Source organism: Candidatus Cloacimonas acidaminovorans str. Evry (assembly GCF_000146065.2).
Taxonomy (GTDB): Bacteria; Cloacimonadota; Cloacimonadia; order Cloacimonadales; family Cloacimonadaceae; genus Cloacimonas; species Cloacimonas acidaminivorans.
Genome location: NC_020449.1, coordinates 1,379,018 through 1,391,834, shown reverse-complemented (window position 1 = coordinate 1,391,834; position 12,817 = coordinate 1,379,018). Strand labels below are relative to the sequence as shown.

Below are 12,817 nucleotides of genomic sequence, written 5' to 3'. Positions count from 1 at the left end.
AAGAAAGCAGGAATCCATAATAGTTTTACTAAAATAACTGCAGTTTCAATATGGAAACTATATTAGAAGTAGCTTTAACCAAAAAATAGAATTTGTAGGTGAAAGTTGCAAAGAAGAGATTAAGTATAAATGTTTAAATTGATGTTAGTAAGATTTGACAGAGACAAAGGAGTTTTTGAAGATCAGGGATTCAATCAATTTTGTCAGAATAATAATATAATTCGCGTAGAAAAAGAATTTATCAATAACGAAGGGAATATCTATTATTCTTTTTTTATAGAGTATTTACCAAGAAAGGGGAGTCATTTTATACCTGATATGGAAAGTTTAAGTGAATTGGAACAAGCTCAATATGAAAAATTAAGGGATTGGCGTAATGAATTAGCTGCCAATGAGGGCTTTCCTGCTTATATTATTATGTATAATTCCCAGATTTATGAGATTGTGAAAAAACAACCCAAAACTATTAGTGATTTTTCTTCTATAAAAGGGATGAAGAGTAAAGCGGAAAAGTATGGGGAACAGATAATCAAATTATTACAAGAGGCGGTATTAGAAATTGAAAAATGACTATCCTTTATATATAAAATGGATGGATATATCTATCTGGATATTTGGGAGAACGGAAAGATTTCCGAAAAATTTGAGATATTCATTAGCTCAAAAAATGGACAACCTTTGTTTAGAGATATTGGAATTAATTGTTCAAACGATTTACAGTTCGTCAAAAAGGGAATATTTGATAAAGATAAACATAAAGTTGGATGTATTAAGAACATTAATCCAGATGGCTTATAAGATGAAATTATTAGCTGAAAATCAATATCAATACATTAGCAAGGAATTACTGGAAAGTGGTAAAATGGTGGGGGGTTGGTTAAAAAGTGCCTAAACGGGTTGGATATCTTTGGGAAAAATTAACCTCCTGGCAGAATCTGTATTTAGCTTATAAAAATGCTTGTAAGCATAAAAAGAGTAAGTATGAAACAGCAGAATGGATGTTTTATTGTGAGAAAAATTTATGGGAATTACAAAAGGAATTAATTAATGGAAACTATCGTCCTCAACCCTATAGATACTTTACTATTAAGGAACCTAAGGAACGTTTGATTAGCGTTGCTGTTTTTAGAGACAGATTAGTGCATCATTCTCTAATAAATGTTATAGAACCTTATTTTGAAAGCATTTTTATTAAGGATTCTTATGCCACTCGTAAAGGTAAGGGTTTGCATTTAGCTGTATTAGCAGTTCAAAAATATTCCCGGCAGTACCCTTGGTTTTTGAAACTGGATATTGAGAAGTTCTTTAACAACATAGATCATAATATTTTATTGAAATTAATATCTAGTAAAATTAAAGATCCTATGATAATTAATCTATGTTCTATTATCCTTAAAAATCAGAACCTAAGTATGAATCATAATGAGGAAATTGGATTACCAGTGGGTAATTTAACTTCCCAATTTTTTGCCAATATTTACCTTAATCAGCTTGATCATTATATTAAGCAAAATCTTGGATATAAGGGATATGTAAGATATATGGATGATTTTATTCTATTTTCGGAGAACAAAGATAAGCTTAAAAGTGATCTTCTTTTAATAAAATATTTTTTATCTAATATCCTAAAATTGAAAATAAAAGACAAGTCAATACAAATGAATAAAGTTAACCAAGGTATTCCTTTTTTAGGTTACCGTGTTTTTCCAAAATTGATAAGAGTTAGTAATATAAATTTGAAAAGGTGTTTACAAAATATGCAAAAAAGGGAAAAAGAATATATTAGAGGTAAAATTGAAATAGAGAAACTTTATCAAAGCACAAGAAGTCGCCTTGGTTTTATTAGTTTTGCCAATACATATTATTTACAAAAGTTAATTTGGGGTGGAGTTCATAAAGCGGAACCAACCGTGTGAAACGTGGCGGCAGCTGGAACAACAATGCCAGCAATTGCACTGTTTCGAATCGGAACAACAATAGTGCTACTAACAGCAATAACAACATTGGCTTCCGTGTTTGTAGTATCTTCCATTATAATAATCAGAATTTACTCTGTACGCAAAGTAAATGTAAAAAAGGGAAATCCAGAGCTTCATCCAGTTCTCTAAAAGAGACAAAAAGAAAGTGAGTTTATTGCTGAGTAGTTAAATCAAAAAGCAGTAAACTCTTTTTTTAACTCTCATAGATTCAAAAGAGAAAAATAACCACTGAAGACACTTAGGACACTGAGGACACTGAGTAAAATAAAGAGCACGCAGATAACGCAGATTACGCAGATTACGCAGATACAATAGGTCTGGGATGAACAGGATTATCATGATTTAAGGGATTTTAATTCAAGATGTTTTACACTATAACAAGCATAAAATCCTGATGATCCAGTTGATCCAGTTATCTGTGTTCTATTAGTCATTCTCAAAATCCAGCTGATCCTGTTGATCCAGTTATCTGCGTTCTATTTTTTTCTCCTTTTTCATTAACTTCAGTTCTTCAGACCTTTTAGCAGCCACAGTTTTGCAGCTTTATTGATTACTTCGGTAAGGTCTAAGGCAATATCTATGTTTTCAGCCAGAACGAGGAGACCATGTTTTTCCCAGATAAGTGCCTGTTTATCTTGGATGGATTCACAGCTTTTTTCTGCTAATTCTAAAGTTCCGGGAGGAGCATAATCAGCCACAGCAATTCCTTGGGGAAGGAATAATTGTATTTCCGGAAGTGCCTCAAATAAGTATTCATTCAGGCGTTGGGGATATTGCTTATTATTCTGAAAAACGGAGGTATGGGAAAGAGCGATAACTTCCGTGGGATGAGTGTGCAGAAGACAAGATACATTAGTATTTTTATTCATTTCTTGCAGTTTACGGTGACAGAGCCATTCGGAAGTAGGTTTGGCAGTATCAGGAAAGTAATGTTCTTCTTTATCAATACCGATTATCATTAAACAGTTCTCCGGTTCATCACTAAAATCCCGAAAACGGCTGCCAGTTCTGGAAACAAGGAACCAATCCTGATATGGATAGGAATTTTCCCAACTGTTTGTCCTGATAAAGGGTAGCAGCAAATTGGATATACGGATAGAAATATTTCCGGCATTAGCTTCAGCCCAACCTTGTTGATGGATAACTTTAGCGATTTTGCTTAGACGCATTATCAGATTTCTGAAGGGTAGAACATTGTTAAAAACATCATTAAATAGCATTGCTGAATCTTTATTTTTGGTCATTTCACTGCTTCACTTAATGATGTGCAGCCAATCCTTCAGCAAAAATTCCAGCCGTCCTATCAATAAAGAGATACGAGCCATAACCGTATAGCCAAAAGAAGCGCCAAAACTAATCATCAAAAACCAGATTCCCAGTTTGGAAGGAACAGCTCTGATGCCTTCCTGTTTTTTGCTGAAATAGAAGAAATAAACACCGCAGATGGTTCCTACAATCAAAAGTATATTACCGATTACAGTTATAACATTATCGGAAGCAAAGGGATTGATCATTGTAGCGCTGATTTGTCCCAAAAGGTCTGTCTTAGCATAGCGTACCATATTAATGCCGGCAGAAGTGCCAATCATAATTGCAATGGGATAACGGCTAAGCCATTGCGCTTTTGGAATTAAGCGCAGCAGCATCATCAAACCCAAAGCGGTAGGAATAAGCAAAATCAGGTTTCCCTTAAAATCGGTAAAGAGTTTATTGAACAGATTGGGAACCATAACGCTATAATATAAATAGACCAACCAGTAGGCAGCGGAAAGACCTACGAAAATTTGTTCGGAGAGTTTATAGAAAGGATTATCCTTATAGAGAAAGCTGAAGATGCTTAAAGTGAAGAATACTGATAGCCAAAGTCCGAAGGTAGTCATAAATCCGCTCATTGTGCACCCCTTTTTCTGCTATAGAAAGCTTTTATATTTCCGATAATGATGAAAACTAAAATCAGCAGATGAGCAATGGACTGTGCATCCATTTTGATAGTAGCGCTGCCAATTTTATTGATCAGGGTTTCATATTCTGAGGCAGCTTTAAGTCCACCCAGCAAGCCGTAAAGTTGTTTCTGGCTATTTACATAAGGTAATAAACCAGGAGCGCTAACTGCTGTAGTTCCGCCTGTAACAGGAGTTCCTAAAGGATCGCGGGCAGCCATAACCCATTCTTTAATTCCTGGAGTTCCACTGGAAAGGGAACAAATATAGGCAACATCTTTCAGGGTTTTAACCTTTTTCAGCATTGGAATATTTTCATATTTTGTCCCGCTTTGATCGGAGGGAAAAACCTCTTGCATTGATTTTCCCATTGCTTGAATAGCAACAATGCCTGCAACTTTGTAGCCCAAATTAACATAATCCACACCATATTTTTTCTCAGGATATTTTTTAAGGGCTACAGTAAATGCCTGGTCTGCCATTTGCACACCTTGAGGCCAAAGAGCCACAGCAATAATTTTTTGATTGCGGGAAAAAGAATGTTCCAGCATTGCTTCTGCCATTGGTTGAATTTCTGTTAGGGTAGAAGGATCATAATCAAAGGAGAAAACTACAACTGAAGAATCCGGGGTATTTTGAATCAGTTCCCAAGCCATTTTTGTGTAGCTGGAGACCTCTGTTTTCCAGCCGATAGGAAAAATAAGGGGCAGAGCAACTGCAACTAAAAGGACTAAATAGATTATTCTGCGTTCGGTTTGGGTATTTTTATTAGCGCTCATTTTTCGCCTCCCAGATAGGATCTTTCAATACCAAGAATAATCCTTAAACTGCTTCCTATTATTCCTAAAGCAGCGCTAATCAGAATTGCCCTTTGAGCTGCAGAATTGGGAAATTCCATAATAAAATCGCTCAAATTGGGAAGATGTAAAAATTTAAGCCCTTCTGGAAGCCAGGAAGTAAGCATTCCACCAAAACTGGTTCTTCCTAACATTACTATTACAGCCGTAATCATTAATAGATTGGATTCAAAACTACGAATAATAAAAGCACGATAAGCAGCTGAAGCAATAAAAAATGCCAGCAGGGAAAACATTGTTGACGATAGTGGCATAAAAGCATTGGCAAACAGATAATCAAAGGGTTTCATTCCTACCGTTGCCTGGATTTTTTCTCCTTGACCAAAAATTCCTCTATATTCCTGAGTTCCCCACAGCAAGCCAAAAATTAACATTACAGTAAAACTAATCAGACCCGCGAGGTAAAAGGGCCAGTCCTTGTTTTTTTCTTTGATTTTTTTAATGTTTGCCTGAAACAAACTGATTTGCCCTAAAAGAATGGCAAAACCGGAAATAATCATAAACCAATCCTGCAAAGTGGTAATCAGCATATTGAAAGGACGGTGGGGAATAAATTCGGAAATAACTACAAGAATTCCACATACAAAGGCAAAGACAAGAGGGATTTTATACTTCATTGTGCCCCCTCAAAAAATGCTTTAAACCAATGCCAGCCAGACATTTCTGTTATTACTCCAGCTATAATTAATAGAATTACTAAAAGTTTACCGAAATCATGACCCTTTAAAGAACCCAGCTGTTGCGGATCACGCGAAAGATAAGCGGAAGCGGCAAAAAGTTCTTCTCCAATCAAAGTGTAATCACAAGAGACCACAAAAAAGGGTAATTGACTTGCCTGAGCGGTTCCAGCCGTTTGAATTGCGCCTGTACTAAAACCGGTTTCAGCTAAAATTAAGGATTCGGCATAAAAACTTCCGAGGAAAAAATTGGCTGCTGGCTGTTCGCGTACCATAATTCCATCAATTCCTGCTACATAACCAAATTGATCATCGGTTAAGTAAAAAATCCTATCCTGATTGTAAGCATCGGGCTTTTCAGCTTTGATATATGCTTCTTTTACTACTTCTCGGGCAGCGGATAAAACCATAGAAAACCTGCAGGGAACAATTATTTCCGTATCATATTCCGCCGCTTTATGAGCCAAATGGCTTAAGATGGTTAAACTGGAAATAGTTTGAATATCATCCAAATCCATAATTCCGGGAACAAAAAGAATGGGTTTTCCTTTTTCCGTAGCCCTGCCAATGGAATCCTCAATACAATCCAGACCGCTAATCCTGCGAATATAATATTCCTTTCCTTTGCGAGCATTTTGTACATAATAGATAATAGCAATGGAAACAGCAAGCAGAATTAAAAGATAGGAAAGCTTGTGCAGATAGAACCATTGTTCCTTTGGTTGAGCTTCTGCCATAAAAAATATGGTATCATTAAATGCAGGACGCGGAACCAGCAAACGGTATCTGTATTTAATATCAGGATTGAGTTCATTTTGCGTAAAGGAAAGAGACCTTCCTCTACCGGTGTAAATTGTTTCCCAGGTTCCATCTTCCAAAGCTTTTTGCAGATAGACAGTATCGGCAGGAACATTTGCTTTAATGTTTAGCGCCTTTCCATCATCCCAGGGAACATCTTCAATCCAAAAAAAGGTGGATTGGGCAAATAACAGGGTGGAAAAGAATAGAATACCCGAAATTAGTATTACTTTTTTCATTATCTTCCTTTTAGTTTTTTGCAGGATGGCAAACCACAATTTGCCACAAAGTTCAAAAAAATCCATTATTCTGTATCTGTTCCATCAGAATTCAATAGAACAGCCATAGATAATAAGGTTGGGAAAGTAATATCAGCAATCCTTAAATCTTGCTTTTTCCCAACCTGATTGTAACATAATAATAGCAGAAATTACTTTTTAAAGGTCTCTTTAATCTGATTAGTCAGCGAAATTATTTGATCCAGCTGTTCCGGAGTATATGTCTTTTCTTTATCGGCATCAATAACCGCTTTAAGCTGTTCCATCAAACCTAAAACCTCTTGAAATTCAGGTTGACTGGTAATATGTTCTGCTTTGATATTTTTCAAATTACCGATTAAGCTGTTGAATGTGCCTTTTTGGTTCAATGCCTTGGTTTTTTCTGCAGAGTAATCCTGTTTTATAAGCCAGGCAACGCGATTGGTAGCTTCAATCCAACCGCCGAGAAGCAGCAGAGTGTAGTTATCAAAACTTTCCATTTCCCAGAGCTTATCTTCCACTTTTTTCTTGTGAGTATCCAAAGCGGTTTCCAGTTCAGTCCATTGTTCTTTTTCAAGCAAATTTTTCAGTTCGGCACTCATTTGATTTACTTCTTCCTCCAAACCCAGAAGAGTGGTTAAATCCATCATCCTGGAAGAAATCTGACTCAGGCGCTTTTTATTATGACCTTTAGCAGCTAAAGTAGCATCTGCCGTTAGTAAACCTAAGGAAAAAGCGTTACGAACCTCTTCTTGCTTGGTTTTATAAAGATCAGCAGGAACGGCAGCTGAAATATCTTTTACCTGAAGTTGATCCAGAACTCTAAAAACCTCTTTAAATGAAGGCAGAGGAGCATAAGTTGTGATAGCGGATGCTGTTTCCTGGCTGGGTAATTTTTCTTCCTTTTTTTTACAACCAACCAGACCCATCAAAATTACGATGGCAATAATTAACCAAACCGTTTTTTTCATTGTTTACTCCGTTTATCTAATTCATCATTTAGCAAAAGCTTATGTCTGATAAAAAAGGGTCTTATTAACTTTTTTTCTTTGTTTACCAAGGATAAAGAATTGTCAAGGAAAAAAGGAAAACTACTCGGAAGGTTGAAGTCCTCATCAATCAAGATAAAGCATATTTATCAAAGCCCAAAATTGTAATGTTAAACTCCAATAATGTATTGGAAAAAAATGAAAGGGAAATTACCTTCGGGCTTTCAAACAAACCGCATTATTTGGGCTAAAACAAACCGTCGTTATCTAACTGTAATGCCTCCAGAATTTTTACTACAATATATGATTAAAGAGAGGAGAAATAATGTTTACTATTATTTCTATTCTCTTTCATCCAATAGCATTACTGAAGCATTGCTTACCCATTACTAATGCCATCCGTAATGGGTAAGCAATGGGTAAGCAATGCTATTAAGGAAGAAGTGTTTTTAGTTAGATATAATTAAAATGTATTAAATAAATTCCCCATTGCTAAAAGGGTTGGCGGATTATTATACAAAAAACTCAATTTCTTTTACCCCCTCGGAATTTGTCATCCCGTTTTTGTCTTCACGCAGTAAAACAATTAGGAAAACTGGAGTTCTTCTCCTGGCTTTAACACCTTTCCTGCAAAACCGTTAGCAGTAATTTTATCCACGAATTCCTGCGGATTAGCTCTAATTAAATCAAAAGTATTATAGTGCATAGGAATAGCCAATTCCGGCTGAATCAAACTGACGGCACGCACAGCATCATCAATATCCATTGTATAATTGCCACCTATAGGAATCAGGAGAACATCAATTTTATCAATCTCTCCAATCAATTTCATATCTCCAAAAATGCCTGTATCACCACAATGATAAATGGTTTTATGGTCCAATTTGAAAACTACTCCCGCAGCTAAACCGGCATAAAGACCGTTAGAGGTTGCAGAACCATGAAAAGCGGTAACCATTTTTACTTTACCGAAAGGAAATTGAAAAGCACCTCCTATTTGTAGAGGATGAGTATTATAGCCATTTTTGGAAATTATGGAAGCAAGCTCTACAACACAGATAATTGTAGTTTTTCGCTTATCTGCTATGGTTAATGCATCACCTATATGATCGGAATGAGCATGAGTAAGAATGATATAATCCGCTTTCACTTGACTGGCTTTTACAGGTGCCAGGGGATTACCTGTTAAAAAAGGGTCTATAAGGATTGTACGATTTTGGCTATCTGAAAACAGAAAAGCCGAATGTCCCAAATATTGAAGCTTCATTTTTCTCCTCCTTTTGTTTGCGCTAAAGATATAATAATGCGTTTGGGCACAATAAACAACATTAAAATATAGGGGGAAGCGACAATATATTTTGTTTTAACTTACAATTTTTTAATTTATGAACCAGTAATTGCTCGGTTGTAAGTGTAATAGTTGGTGGGGTAATGATTATTGGGAGGGAAAGTGAAAATTGTAAGTTAAAACCTCTCTACCCTCTTACTTTTCCCTTGACTGAATTTCTATATCTATATTTAATGAAATAACAAAAAAAAGATTAAGGGAAAAAGTGAATGACCTTACGAGATATTGTAGAACTTCTGGAAGCGGAAGTTCTTTACGAAGGAGCTGATTTGAACCGGGAAGTTCCCTGTGCCTTTGCCTCGGATTTAATTTCCGATATTCTGATGTGCACCAAGGAGCCAACCCTGCTTTTAACCGGACTTACCAATAATCAGGTAATCCGTCTTGCCGATATGATAGATTTAATAGGCATTGTTTTCGTTCGTGGTAAAAAACCAATGCAAGATGTTATTGATATGGCAAAAGAACGAGGTCTTCCATTAGTTGCGACTAATATGACTTTATACCGTTCAAGTGGGATATTATATAATGCAGGACTCCGCAGTTGCCGAATTTGAAATGTCCGAATACTGGTATATAAAACCAGATTTTGAAGAAAAAGTGCAGGACTTTTTTGCTCAAAAAAGAGAACCGGAAGTAGTTTTGGAACTTGATATTCCAGGAAAGGATTTTAATATTGCCGGAAAGGGTTCCTCGGAATTAAAGAATTTGCTAAAACGCTTAGGAGTAGATTCGGAAATTTTAAGACGCATTGCAGTTGCGGGTTATGAGGCAGAAATAAATGTTGCTGCTCATTCTCAAGGTGGAAAAATGATCAGCAATGTGTTTGATAATCTAATTTATATGCAGTTTATGGATAACGGACCTGGAATTAGTAATATTCAACAAGCAATGACCCCCGGTTTTTCTACAGCCGATGATTTAGTGCGCGAATTAGGTTTTGGAGCCGGTTTGGGCTTGCCTAATATTCAAAAAAACAGTGATGCATTGCACATAACATCGGCATTAAATTCTCCCACCTTAGTAGAAATAATAATATTTTTCTAAGATAAAAGCGATATGACTGAAACGAAATATTTTCATGCTCTGCAAATTTTGGCAGATAATTGTACCGGCTGCACTGCTTGCGTTAGAGTTTGTCCTACAGAAGCAATAAGGGTTAGAGACCACAAGGCAAATATTGATCCTTACCGTTGTGTGGATTGTGGCAATTGTGTAAATGTTTGTCGTTTTCATGCTATAATTCCGCTTAGCGATCCTCTGGAAATAATTCATAAGTTCAAATACAAGCTGGCTATTATTTCTTCTTCCTTTTTTGGCCAATTTACGGAAGATATTAGCTATCAAGTTGCCAAACAGGCAGTTCTAAATCTCGGTTTTGATCAAGTGGCAGAAGAAGCGGCAGTAACGGATTTTATGATTAACATTATTCGTGATTATATCAGAAAAAATCGGGATAAAAGGCCTATTTTAAGTAGTAATTGTCCATCCGTTGTGCGTTTAATTCAACTAAAATATCCTTCTTTACTGCCGAATCTTTTTCACCAGGAAGCTCCAATGAGCATTTTAACCAGGTATTTTAGAGATAAAATAAACAAAGAATACGGTTTGGAAGAAAAAGAAATAGGCATTTTTTTAATTGTCCCTTGTATTGCTCATGTGACTGCAGTTCACCAACCTGAAGGCGCTTATAAACATCTTCAGGATGGAGCTTTTTCTATTGGAATGATTTATGGCAAAATACGGGACTCCTTAAAAGAACTGCAAAATAATCCTCCTTCTATTGAAACATATCCCCAAGGTTTAACTTGGGCTCTTTCCGGAGTGCAGGCAGAACTTGTTGATTGTGAAGATATCCGCACTTTATCAGTAAACGGAGTGGAAAATGTGATGGAAATCCTTTCCCGGGTGGAAGATCATTACCTTGATCAATATGACTATATAGTATTGCGAACTTGTACCAATGGTTGTGTTGGTGGTTGTTTAAATGTGGAAAATCCTTTCGTAGCTATGAGCAGAATTAAAAAAATGATTAAAGAAGGTCAGGGAAGCGATTTTGATACCAGTGAACTTTATGAACTCTATCAAAAAGGCGAATTTGCCGTAGTTCCACTTGCCCCCAGACCAATTATGGAACTGGATAAGGATATCAAAAAAGCAATTCAGAAAATGAAACAAATAAATGAAATCCTCACAATGCTTCCAGGACTTGATTGCAGTGCCTGTGGAAGCCCTACCTGTTATGCTCTGGCAGAAGATATCGTTTTAGGAAAGGCATCCATTGATGATTGTGTGGTGCTGTTAAAGCGTCACAGTAAAGATAGTGAGGAAGAAGAAAATCAAAATAAGGATAGGATAAATGATTAAGCTAAGTGATTATGTTACTGCTATTAATGGCATTAACTGCACTCCTTCTCTTGCCCTTGAAGGAGTGGAAATAAACGGTGCTTATGTTTGTGATATGCTAAGCGATGTTATGGCTTCTGCCAAATCAGGACAGGTTTGGATAACAATTATGAAACATCTGAATGTTATTGCTGTTGCTTCTATGACTGGCATTCCGGCAATAATTTTTGCCAAAGGAAATGAACCCGAAACTGCAGTTATAGAAAAAGCGATTGAGGAAGGCATTTTACTTATTTCCAGCAAGTTACCTACTTTTGAACTTGCTGGTATTCTTTACCAATTACTTTATTCCTAAGTTATTTTCGGATGCTATCGCTCCGCACTGATTTACATATTCATTCTGTTTTATCTCCTTGTGGGGGTTTGGAGATGTCTCCCAATTCAATTATGCAAAGATTAAAGCAATTTGGCATTCAATGGTTGGCAATTACTGATCATAACAGTATGGCAAATTGTCCTGCCTACCAAAAAGTAGCGGAAAAAGAAGGACTTTTTTTCACTTGGGGAGTAGAAATTCAAAGTGTGGAAGAAATTCATCTCCTTGCCTATTTTGAGGATTCTTCTTCCGCAGAAAAATTCAATACAGAACTCTATGAAAGCTTGTTTCCCCTTGATAACGATCCCGATTTTTTCGGGGATCAAGTAATCATTGACGAAAATGAGAACATTTTAAGAGTGGAACCACGCGCTCTAATAAATTCCTCACAGTGGAACTTAAACACTGTAGTGGAAAAGGTTCAGGCATATAATGGACTGGTTGTTCCGGCTCATATTGATTCCAGTGTAAATAGTATCTTAAGTCAGCTGGGTTTTATGCCAGAAGTGCCTCAATTTCAGCTTTTCGGGATAAGCGCTTGTCTGGATGTTAAAAGCTGGGTGCAGGATAATCCTTATTTTAAGGATAAGGTCTTTTTGCGTGCCTCGGATGCTCATTACTTAAATGATATTGGCAAGGGCTACAGCATAATAACTGTAGAAAAGCCAGCGGTGCAGGAATTGTTTTTGGCTGCAAAGGGTTGTGGCAGGCGTAAAATTGAAATTTAAGAAAAAATATAGATAAAATAAGGAGAAATTATGATTCCCGCAGATCAGATGCAAAATGACCAATATGCACATCTGAAAAAAGTGATTGAAGAAAAGAAAAAAATCCGCAATCCCCTCATTGAAATTCTTCGTTCAGCTCAGGAAATATTCGGTTACCTGCCTGTGGAAGTGCAAGAATTTATAGCTCAGGAATTAAATATTCCCGTCAATCAGATTTATGGAGTAGTTACTTTTTACAACTTTTTTACGATGACTCCTCGCGGAAAATATAATCTTAATGTTTGTTTAGGCACTGCCTGTTTCGTTAAAGGAGCTCCTCGCTTAGTCCAAATGCTTTCTGAAGAATTGGGAATCCAAATGGGGGAGACCACAAAAGACGGCATTTTTACAATGAGTGCAGTTCGTTGTGTAGGTGCCTGTTCTTTAGCTCCGGTATTTGTAATCGGGGAAGAAACCTACGGTAGAATTGATAGTAAGGATAAAATAGCCGAAATCCTGAAACGCTACAAATAATCCGGATTC

Annotated in this window: 17 protein-coding genes; 10 read left to right on the top strand and 7 right to left on the bottom strand. The window is 36.5% G+C overall.

Features of this window, described 5'->3' with window-relative positions:
* Nucleotides 1–129 precede the first annotated feature (129 nt).
* Genes CLOAM_RS05680 through CLOAM_RS05670 form a run of 3 tightly spaced genes read left to right on the top strand, consistent with a single transcriptional unit; the run spans nucleotide 130 to nucleotide 1,916 of the window.
* Nucleotides 130–570: an HRDC domain-containing protein gene (locus CLOAM_RS05680; RefSeq protein ID WP_015424922.1), complete on the top strand. Its 441-nt coding sequence runs from the start codon at nucleotides 130–132 to the stop codon at nucleotides 568–570.
* A complete protein-coding gene (gene avd, locus CLOAM_RS05675; protein WP_018197905.1) occupies nucleotides 560–892 on the top strand; it encodes a diversity-generating retroelement protein Avd in 333 nt (110 codons plus the stop codon). Before CLOAM_RS05680 ends, avd begins: the two co-directional genes overlap by 11 nt.
* Entirely contained in the window at nucleotides 885–1,916 is a 1,032-nt protein-coding gene (locus CLOAM_RS05670) for a reverse transcriptase domain-containing protein (RefSeq protein ID WP_015424919.1), read from the top strand. The genes avd and CLOAM_RS05670 overlap by 8 nt, the downstream gene beginning before the upstream one ends.
* Before the next feature lie 566 nt (nucleotides 1,917–2,482).
* Here CLOAM_RS05670 and CLOAM_RS05665 read toward each other — a convergent pair.
* From CLOAM_RS05665 to CLOAM_RS05640, 6 genes are all read right to left on the bottom strand, one after another.
* Nucleotides 2,483–3,223 (bottom strand): class II aldolase/adducin family protein, encoded by a 741-nt coding sequence (locus CLOAM_RS05665; protein ID WP_015424918.1) that lies wholly within the window; start codon nucleotides 3,221–3,223, stop codon nucleotides 2,483–2,485.
* Between the two features lie 9 nt (nucleotides 3,224–3,232).
* Nucleotides 3,233–3,871, bottom strand: coding sequence for a hypothetical protein (locus CLOAM_RS05660; RefSeq protein ID WP_015424917.1), 639 nt, complete (start codon nucleotides 3,869–3,871; stop codon nucleotides 3,233–3,235).
* A complete protein-coding gene (locus tag CLOAM_RS05655; RefSeq protein ID WP_015424916.1) occupies nucleotides 3,868–4,698 on the bottom strand; it encodes a hypothetical protein in 831 nt (276 codons plus the stop codon). Before CLOAM_RS05655 ends, CLOAM_RS05660 begins: the two co-directional genes overlap by 4 nt.
* On the bottom strand, nucleotides 4,695–5,393 hold the full coding sequence (locus CLOAM_RS05650; protein WP_015424915.1) for a hypothetical protein: 699 nt from the start codon (nucleotides 5,391–5,393) through the stop codon (nucleotides 4,695–4,697). Before CLOAM_RS05650 ends, CLOAM_RS05655 begins: the two co-directional genes overlap by 4 nt.
* The gene (locus tag CLOAM_RS05645; RefSeq protein WP_232502657.1) at nucleotides 5,390–6,490 is read right to left on the bottom strand and encodes a DUF6754 domain-containing protein; all 1,101 of its coding nucleotides are present in this window, start codon (nucleotides 6,488–6,490) and stop codon (nucleotides 5,390–5,392) included. Before CLOAM_RS05645 ends, CLOAM_RS05650 begins: the two co-directional genes overlap by 4 nt.
* A 191-nt stretch (nucleotides 6,491–6,681) precedes the next feature.
* Nucleotides 6,682–7,479: a hypothetical protein gene (locus tag CLOAM_RS05640; RefSeq protein ID WP_015424913.1), complete on the bottom strand. Its 798-nt coding sequence runs from the start codon at nucleotides 7,477–7,479 to the stop codon at nucleotides 6,682–6,684.
* Nucleotides 7,480–7,695: 216 nt separating this feature from the next.
* Between CLOAM_RS05640 and CLOAM_RS09685 the strand changes: the two genes are divergently transcribed.
* Complete coding sequence (locus tag CLOAM_RS09685) at nucleotides 7,696–7,890, top strand: hypothetical protein (protein ID WP_157860011.1); 195 nt, start codon at nucleotides 7,696–7,698, stop codon at nucleotides 7,888–7,890.
* A 193-nt stretch (nucleotides 7,891–8,083) separates the two neighbouring features.
* Here the strand turns inward: CLOAM_RS09685 and CLOAM_RS05635 are convergent, their stop codons facing one another.
* Nucleotides 8,084–8,764, bottom strand: a complete 681-nt coding sequence (locus CLOAM_RS05635; protein WP_015424912.1) for a metal-dependent hydrolase — start codon at nucleotides 8,762–8,764, stop codon at nucleotides 8,084–8,086.
* 290 nt (nucleotides 8,765–9,054) lie between these two features.
* Between CLOAM_RS05635 and CLOAM_RS05630 the strand changes: the two genes are divergently transcribed.
* The 6 genes from CLOAM_RS05630 to CLOAM_RS05605 are packed head-to-tail and all read left to right on the top strand — an operon-like array spanning nucleotide 9,055 to nucleotide 12,808.
* On the top strand, nucleotides 9,055–9,402 hold the full coding sequence (locus tag CLOAM_RS05630; RefSeq protein ID WP_015424911.1) for a DRTGG domain-containing protein: 348 nt from the start codon (nucleotides 9,055–9,057) through the stop codon (nucleotides 9,400–9,402).
* Nucleotides 9,374–9,892, top strand: coding sequence for an ATP-binding protein (locus CLOAM_RS05625; RefSeq protein WP_018197911.1), 519 nt, complete (start codon nucleotides 9,374–9,376; stop codon nucleotides 9,890–9,892). Before CLOAM_RS05630 ends, CLOAM_RS05625 begins: the two co-directional genes overlap by 29 nt.
* 12 nt (nucleotides 9,893–9,904) lie before the next feature.
* Nucleotides 9,905–11,212, top strand: coding sequence for a [Fe-Fe] hydrogenase large subunit C-terminal domain-containing protein (locus tag CLOAM_RS05620; protein ID WP_015424909.1), 1,308 nt, complete (start codon nucleotides 9,905–9,907; stop codon nucleotides 11,210–11,212).
* Nucleotides 11,205–11,546, top strand: coding sequence for a hypothetical protein (locus tag CLOAM_RS05615; protein ID WP_015424908.1), 342 nt, complete (start codon nucleotides 11,205–11,207; stop codon nucleotides 11,544–11,546). Before CLOAM_RS05620 ends, CLOAM_RS05615 begins: the two co-directional genes overlap by 8 nt.
* A gap of 11 nt (nucleotides 11,547–11,557) precedes the next feature.
* A complete protein-coding gene (locus tag CLOAM_RS05610) occupies nucleotides 11,558–12,295 on the top strand; it encodes a PHP domain-containing protein (protein WP_015424907.1) in 738 nt (245 codons plus the stop codon).
* Nucleotides 12,296–12,325: 30 nt separating this feature from the next.
* Nucleotides 12,326–12,808: an NADH-quinone oxidoreductase subunit NuoE family protein gene (locus tag CLOAM_RS05605; RefSeq protein ID WP_015424906.1), complete on the top strand. Its 483-nt coding sequence runs from the start codon at nucleotides 12,326–12,328 to the stop codon at nucleotides 12,806–12,808.
* The last annotated feature ends 9 nt before the right edge of the window (nucleotides 12,809–12,817 follow it).

Coding starts and splice junctions, on each gene's coding strand:
- CLOAM_RS05680 (WP_015424922.1), top strand. CDS start 130: ATGTTTAAATTGATGTTAGTAAGATTTGACAGAGACAAAGGAGTTTTT.
- CLOAM_RS09685 (WP_157860011.1), top strand. CDS start 7,696: ATGAAAGGGAAATTACCTTCGGGCTTTCAAACAAACCGCATTATTTGG.
- CLOAM_RS05650 (WP_015424915.1), bottom strand. CDS start 5,393: ATGAAGTATAAAATCCCTCTTGTCTTTGCCTTTGTATGTGGAATTCTT.
- CLOAM_RS05665 (WP_015424918.1), bottom strand. CDS start 3,223: ATGACCAAAAATAAAGATTCAGCAATGCTATTTAATGATGTTTTTAAC.
- CLOAM_RS05635 (WP_015424912.1), bottom strand. CDS start 8,764: ATGAAGCTTCAATATTTGGGACATTCGGCTTTTCTGTTTTCAGATAGC.
- CLOAM_RS05630 (WP_015424911.1), top strand. CDS start 9,055: ATGACCTTACGAGATATTGTAGAACTTCTGGAAGCGGAAGTTCTTTAC.
- CLOAM_RS05625 (WP_018197911.1), top strand. CDS start 9,374: ATGCAGGACTCCGCAGTTGCCGAATTTGAAATGTCCGAATACTGGTAT.
- CLOAM_RS05620 (WP_015424909.1), top strand. CDS start 9,905: ATGACTGAAACGAAATATTTTCATGCTCTGCAAATTTTGGCAGATAAT.
- CLOAM_RS05615 (WP_015424908.1), top strand. CDS start 11,205: ATGATTAAGCTAAGTGATTATGTTACTGCTATTAATGGCATTAACTGC.
- CLOAM_RS05605 (WP_015424906.1), top strand. CDS start 12,326: ATGATTCCCGCAGATCAGATGCAAAATGACCAATATGCACATCTGAAA.
- CLOAM_RS05640 (WP_015424913.1), bottom strand. CDS start 7,479: ATGAAAAAAACGGTTTGGTTAATTATTGCCATCGTAATTTTGATGGGT.
- CLOAM_RS05645 (WP_232502657.1), bottom strand. CDS start 6,490: ATGAAAAAAGTAATACTAATTTCGGGTATTCTATTCTTTTCCACCCTG.
- CLOAM_RS05660 (WP_015424917.1), bottom strand. CDS start 3,871: ATGAGCGGATTTATGACTACCTTCGGACTTTGGCTATCAGTATTCTTC.
- CLOAM_RS05610 (WP_015424907.1), top strand. CDS start 11,558: ATGCTATCGCTCCGCACTGATTTACATATTCATTCTGTTTTATCTCCT.
- CLOAM_RS05655 (WP_015424916.1), bottom strand. CDS start 4,698: ATGAGCGCTAATAAAAATACCCAAACCGAACGCAGAATAATCTATTTA.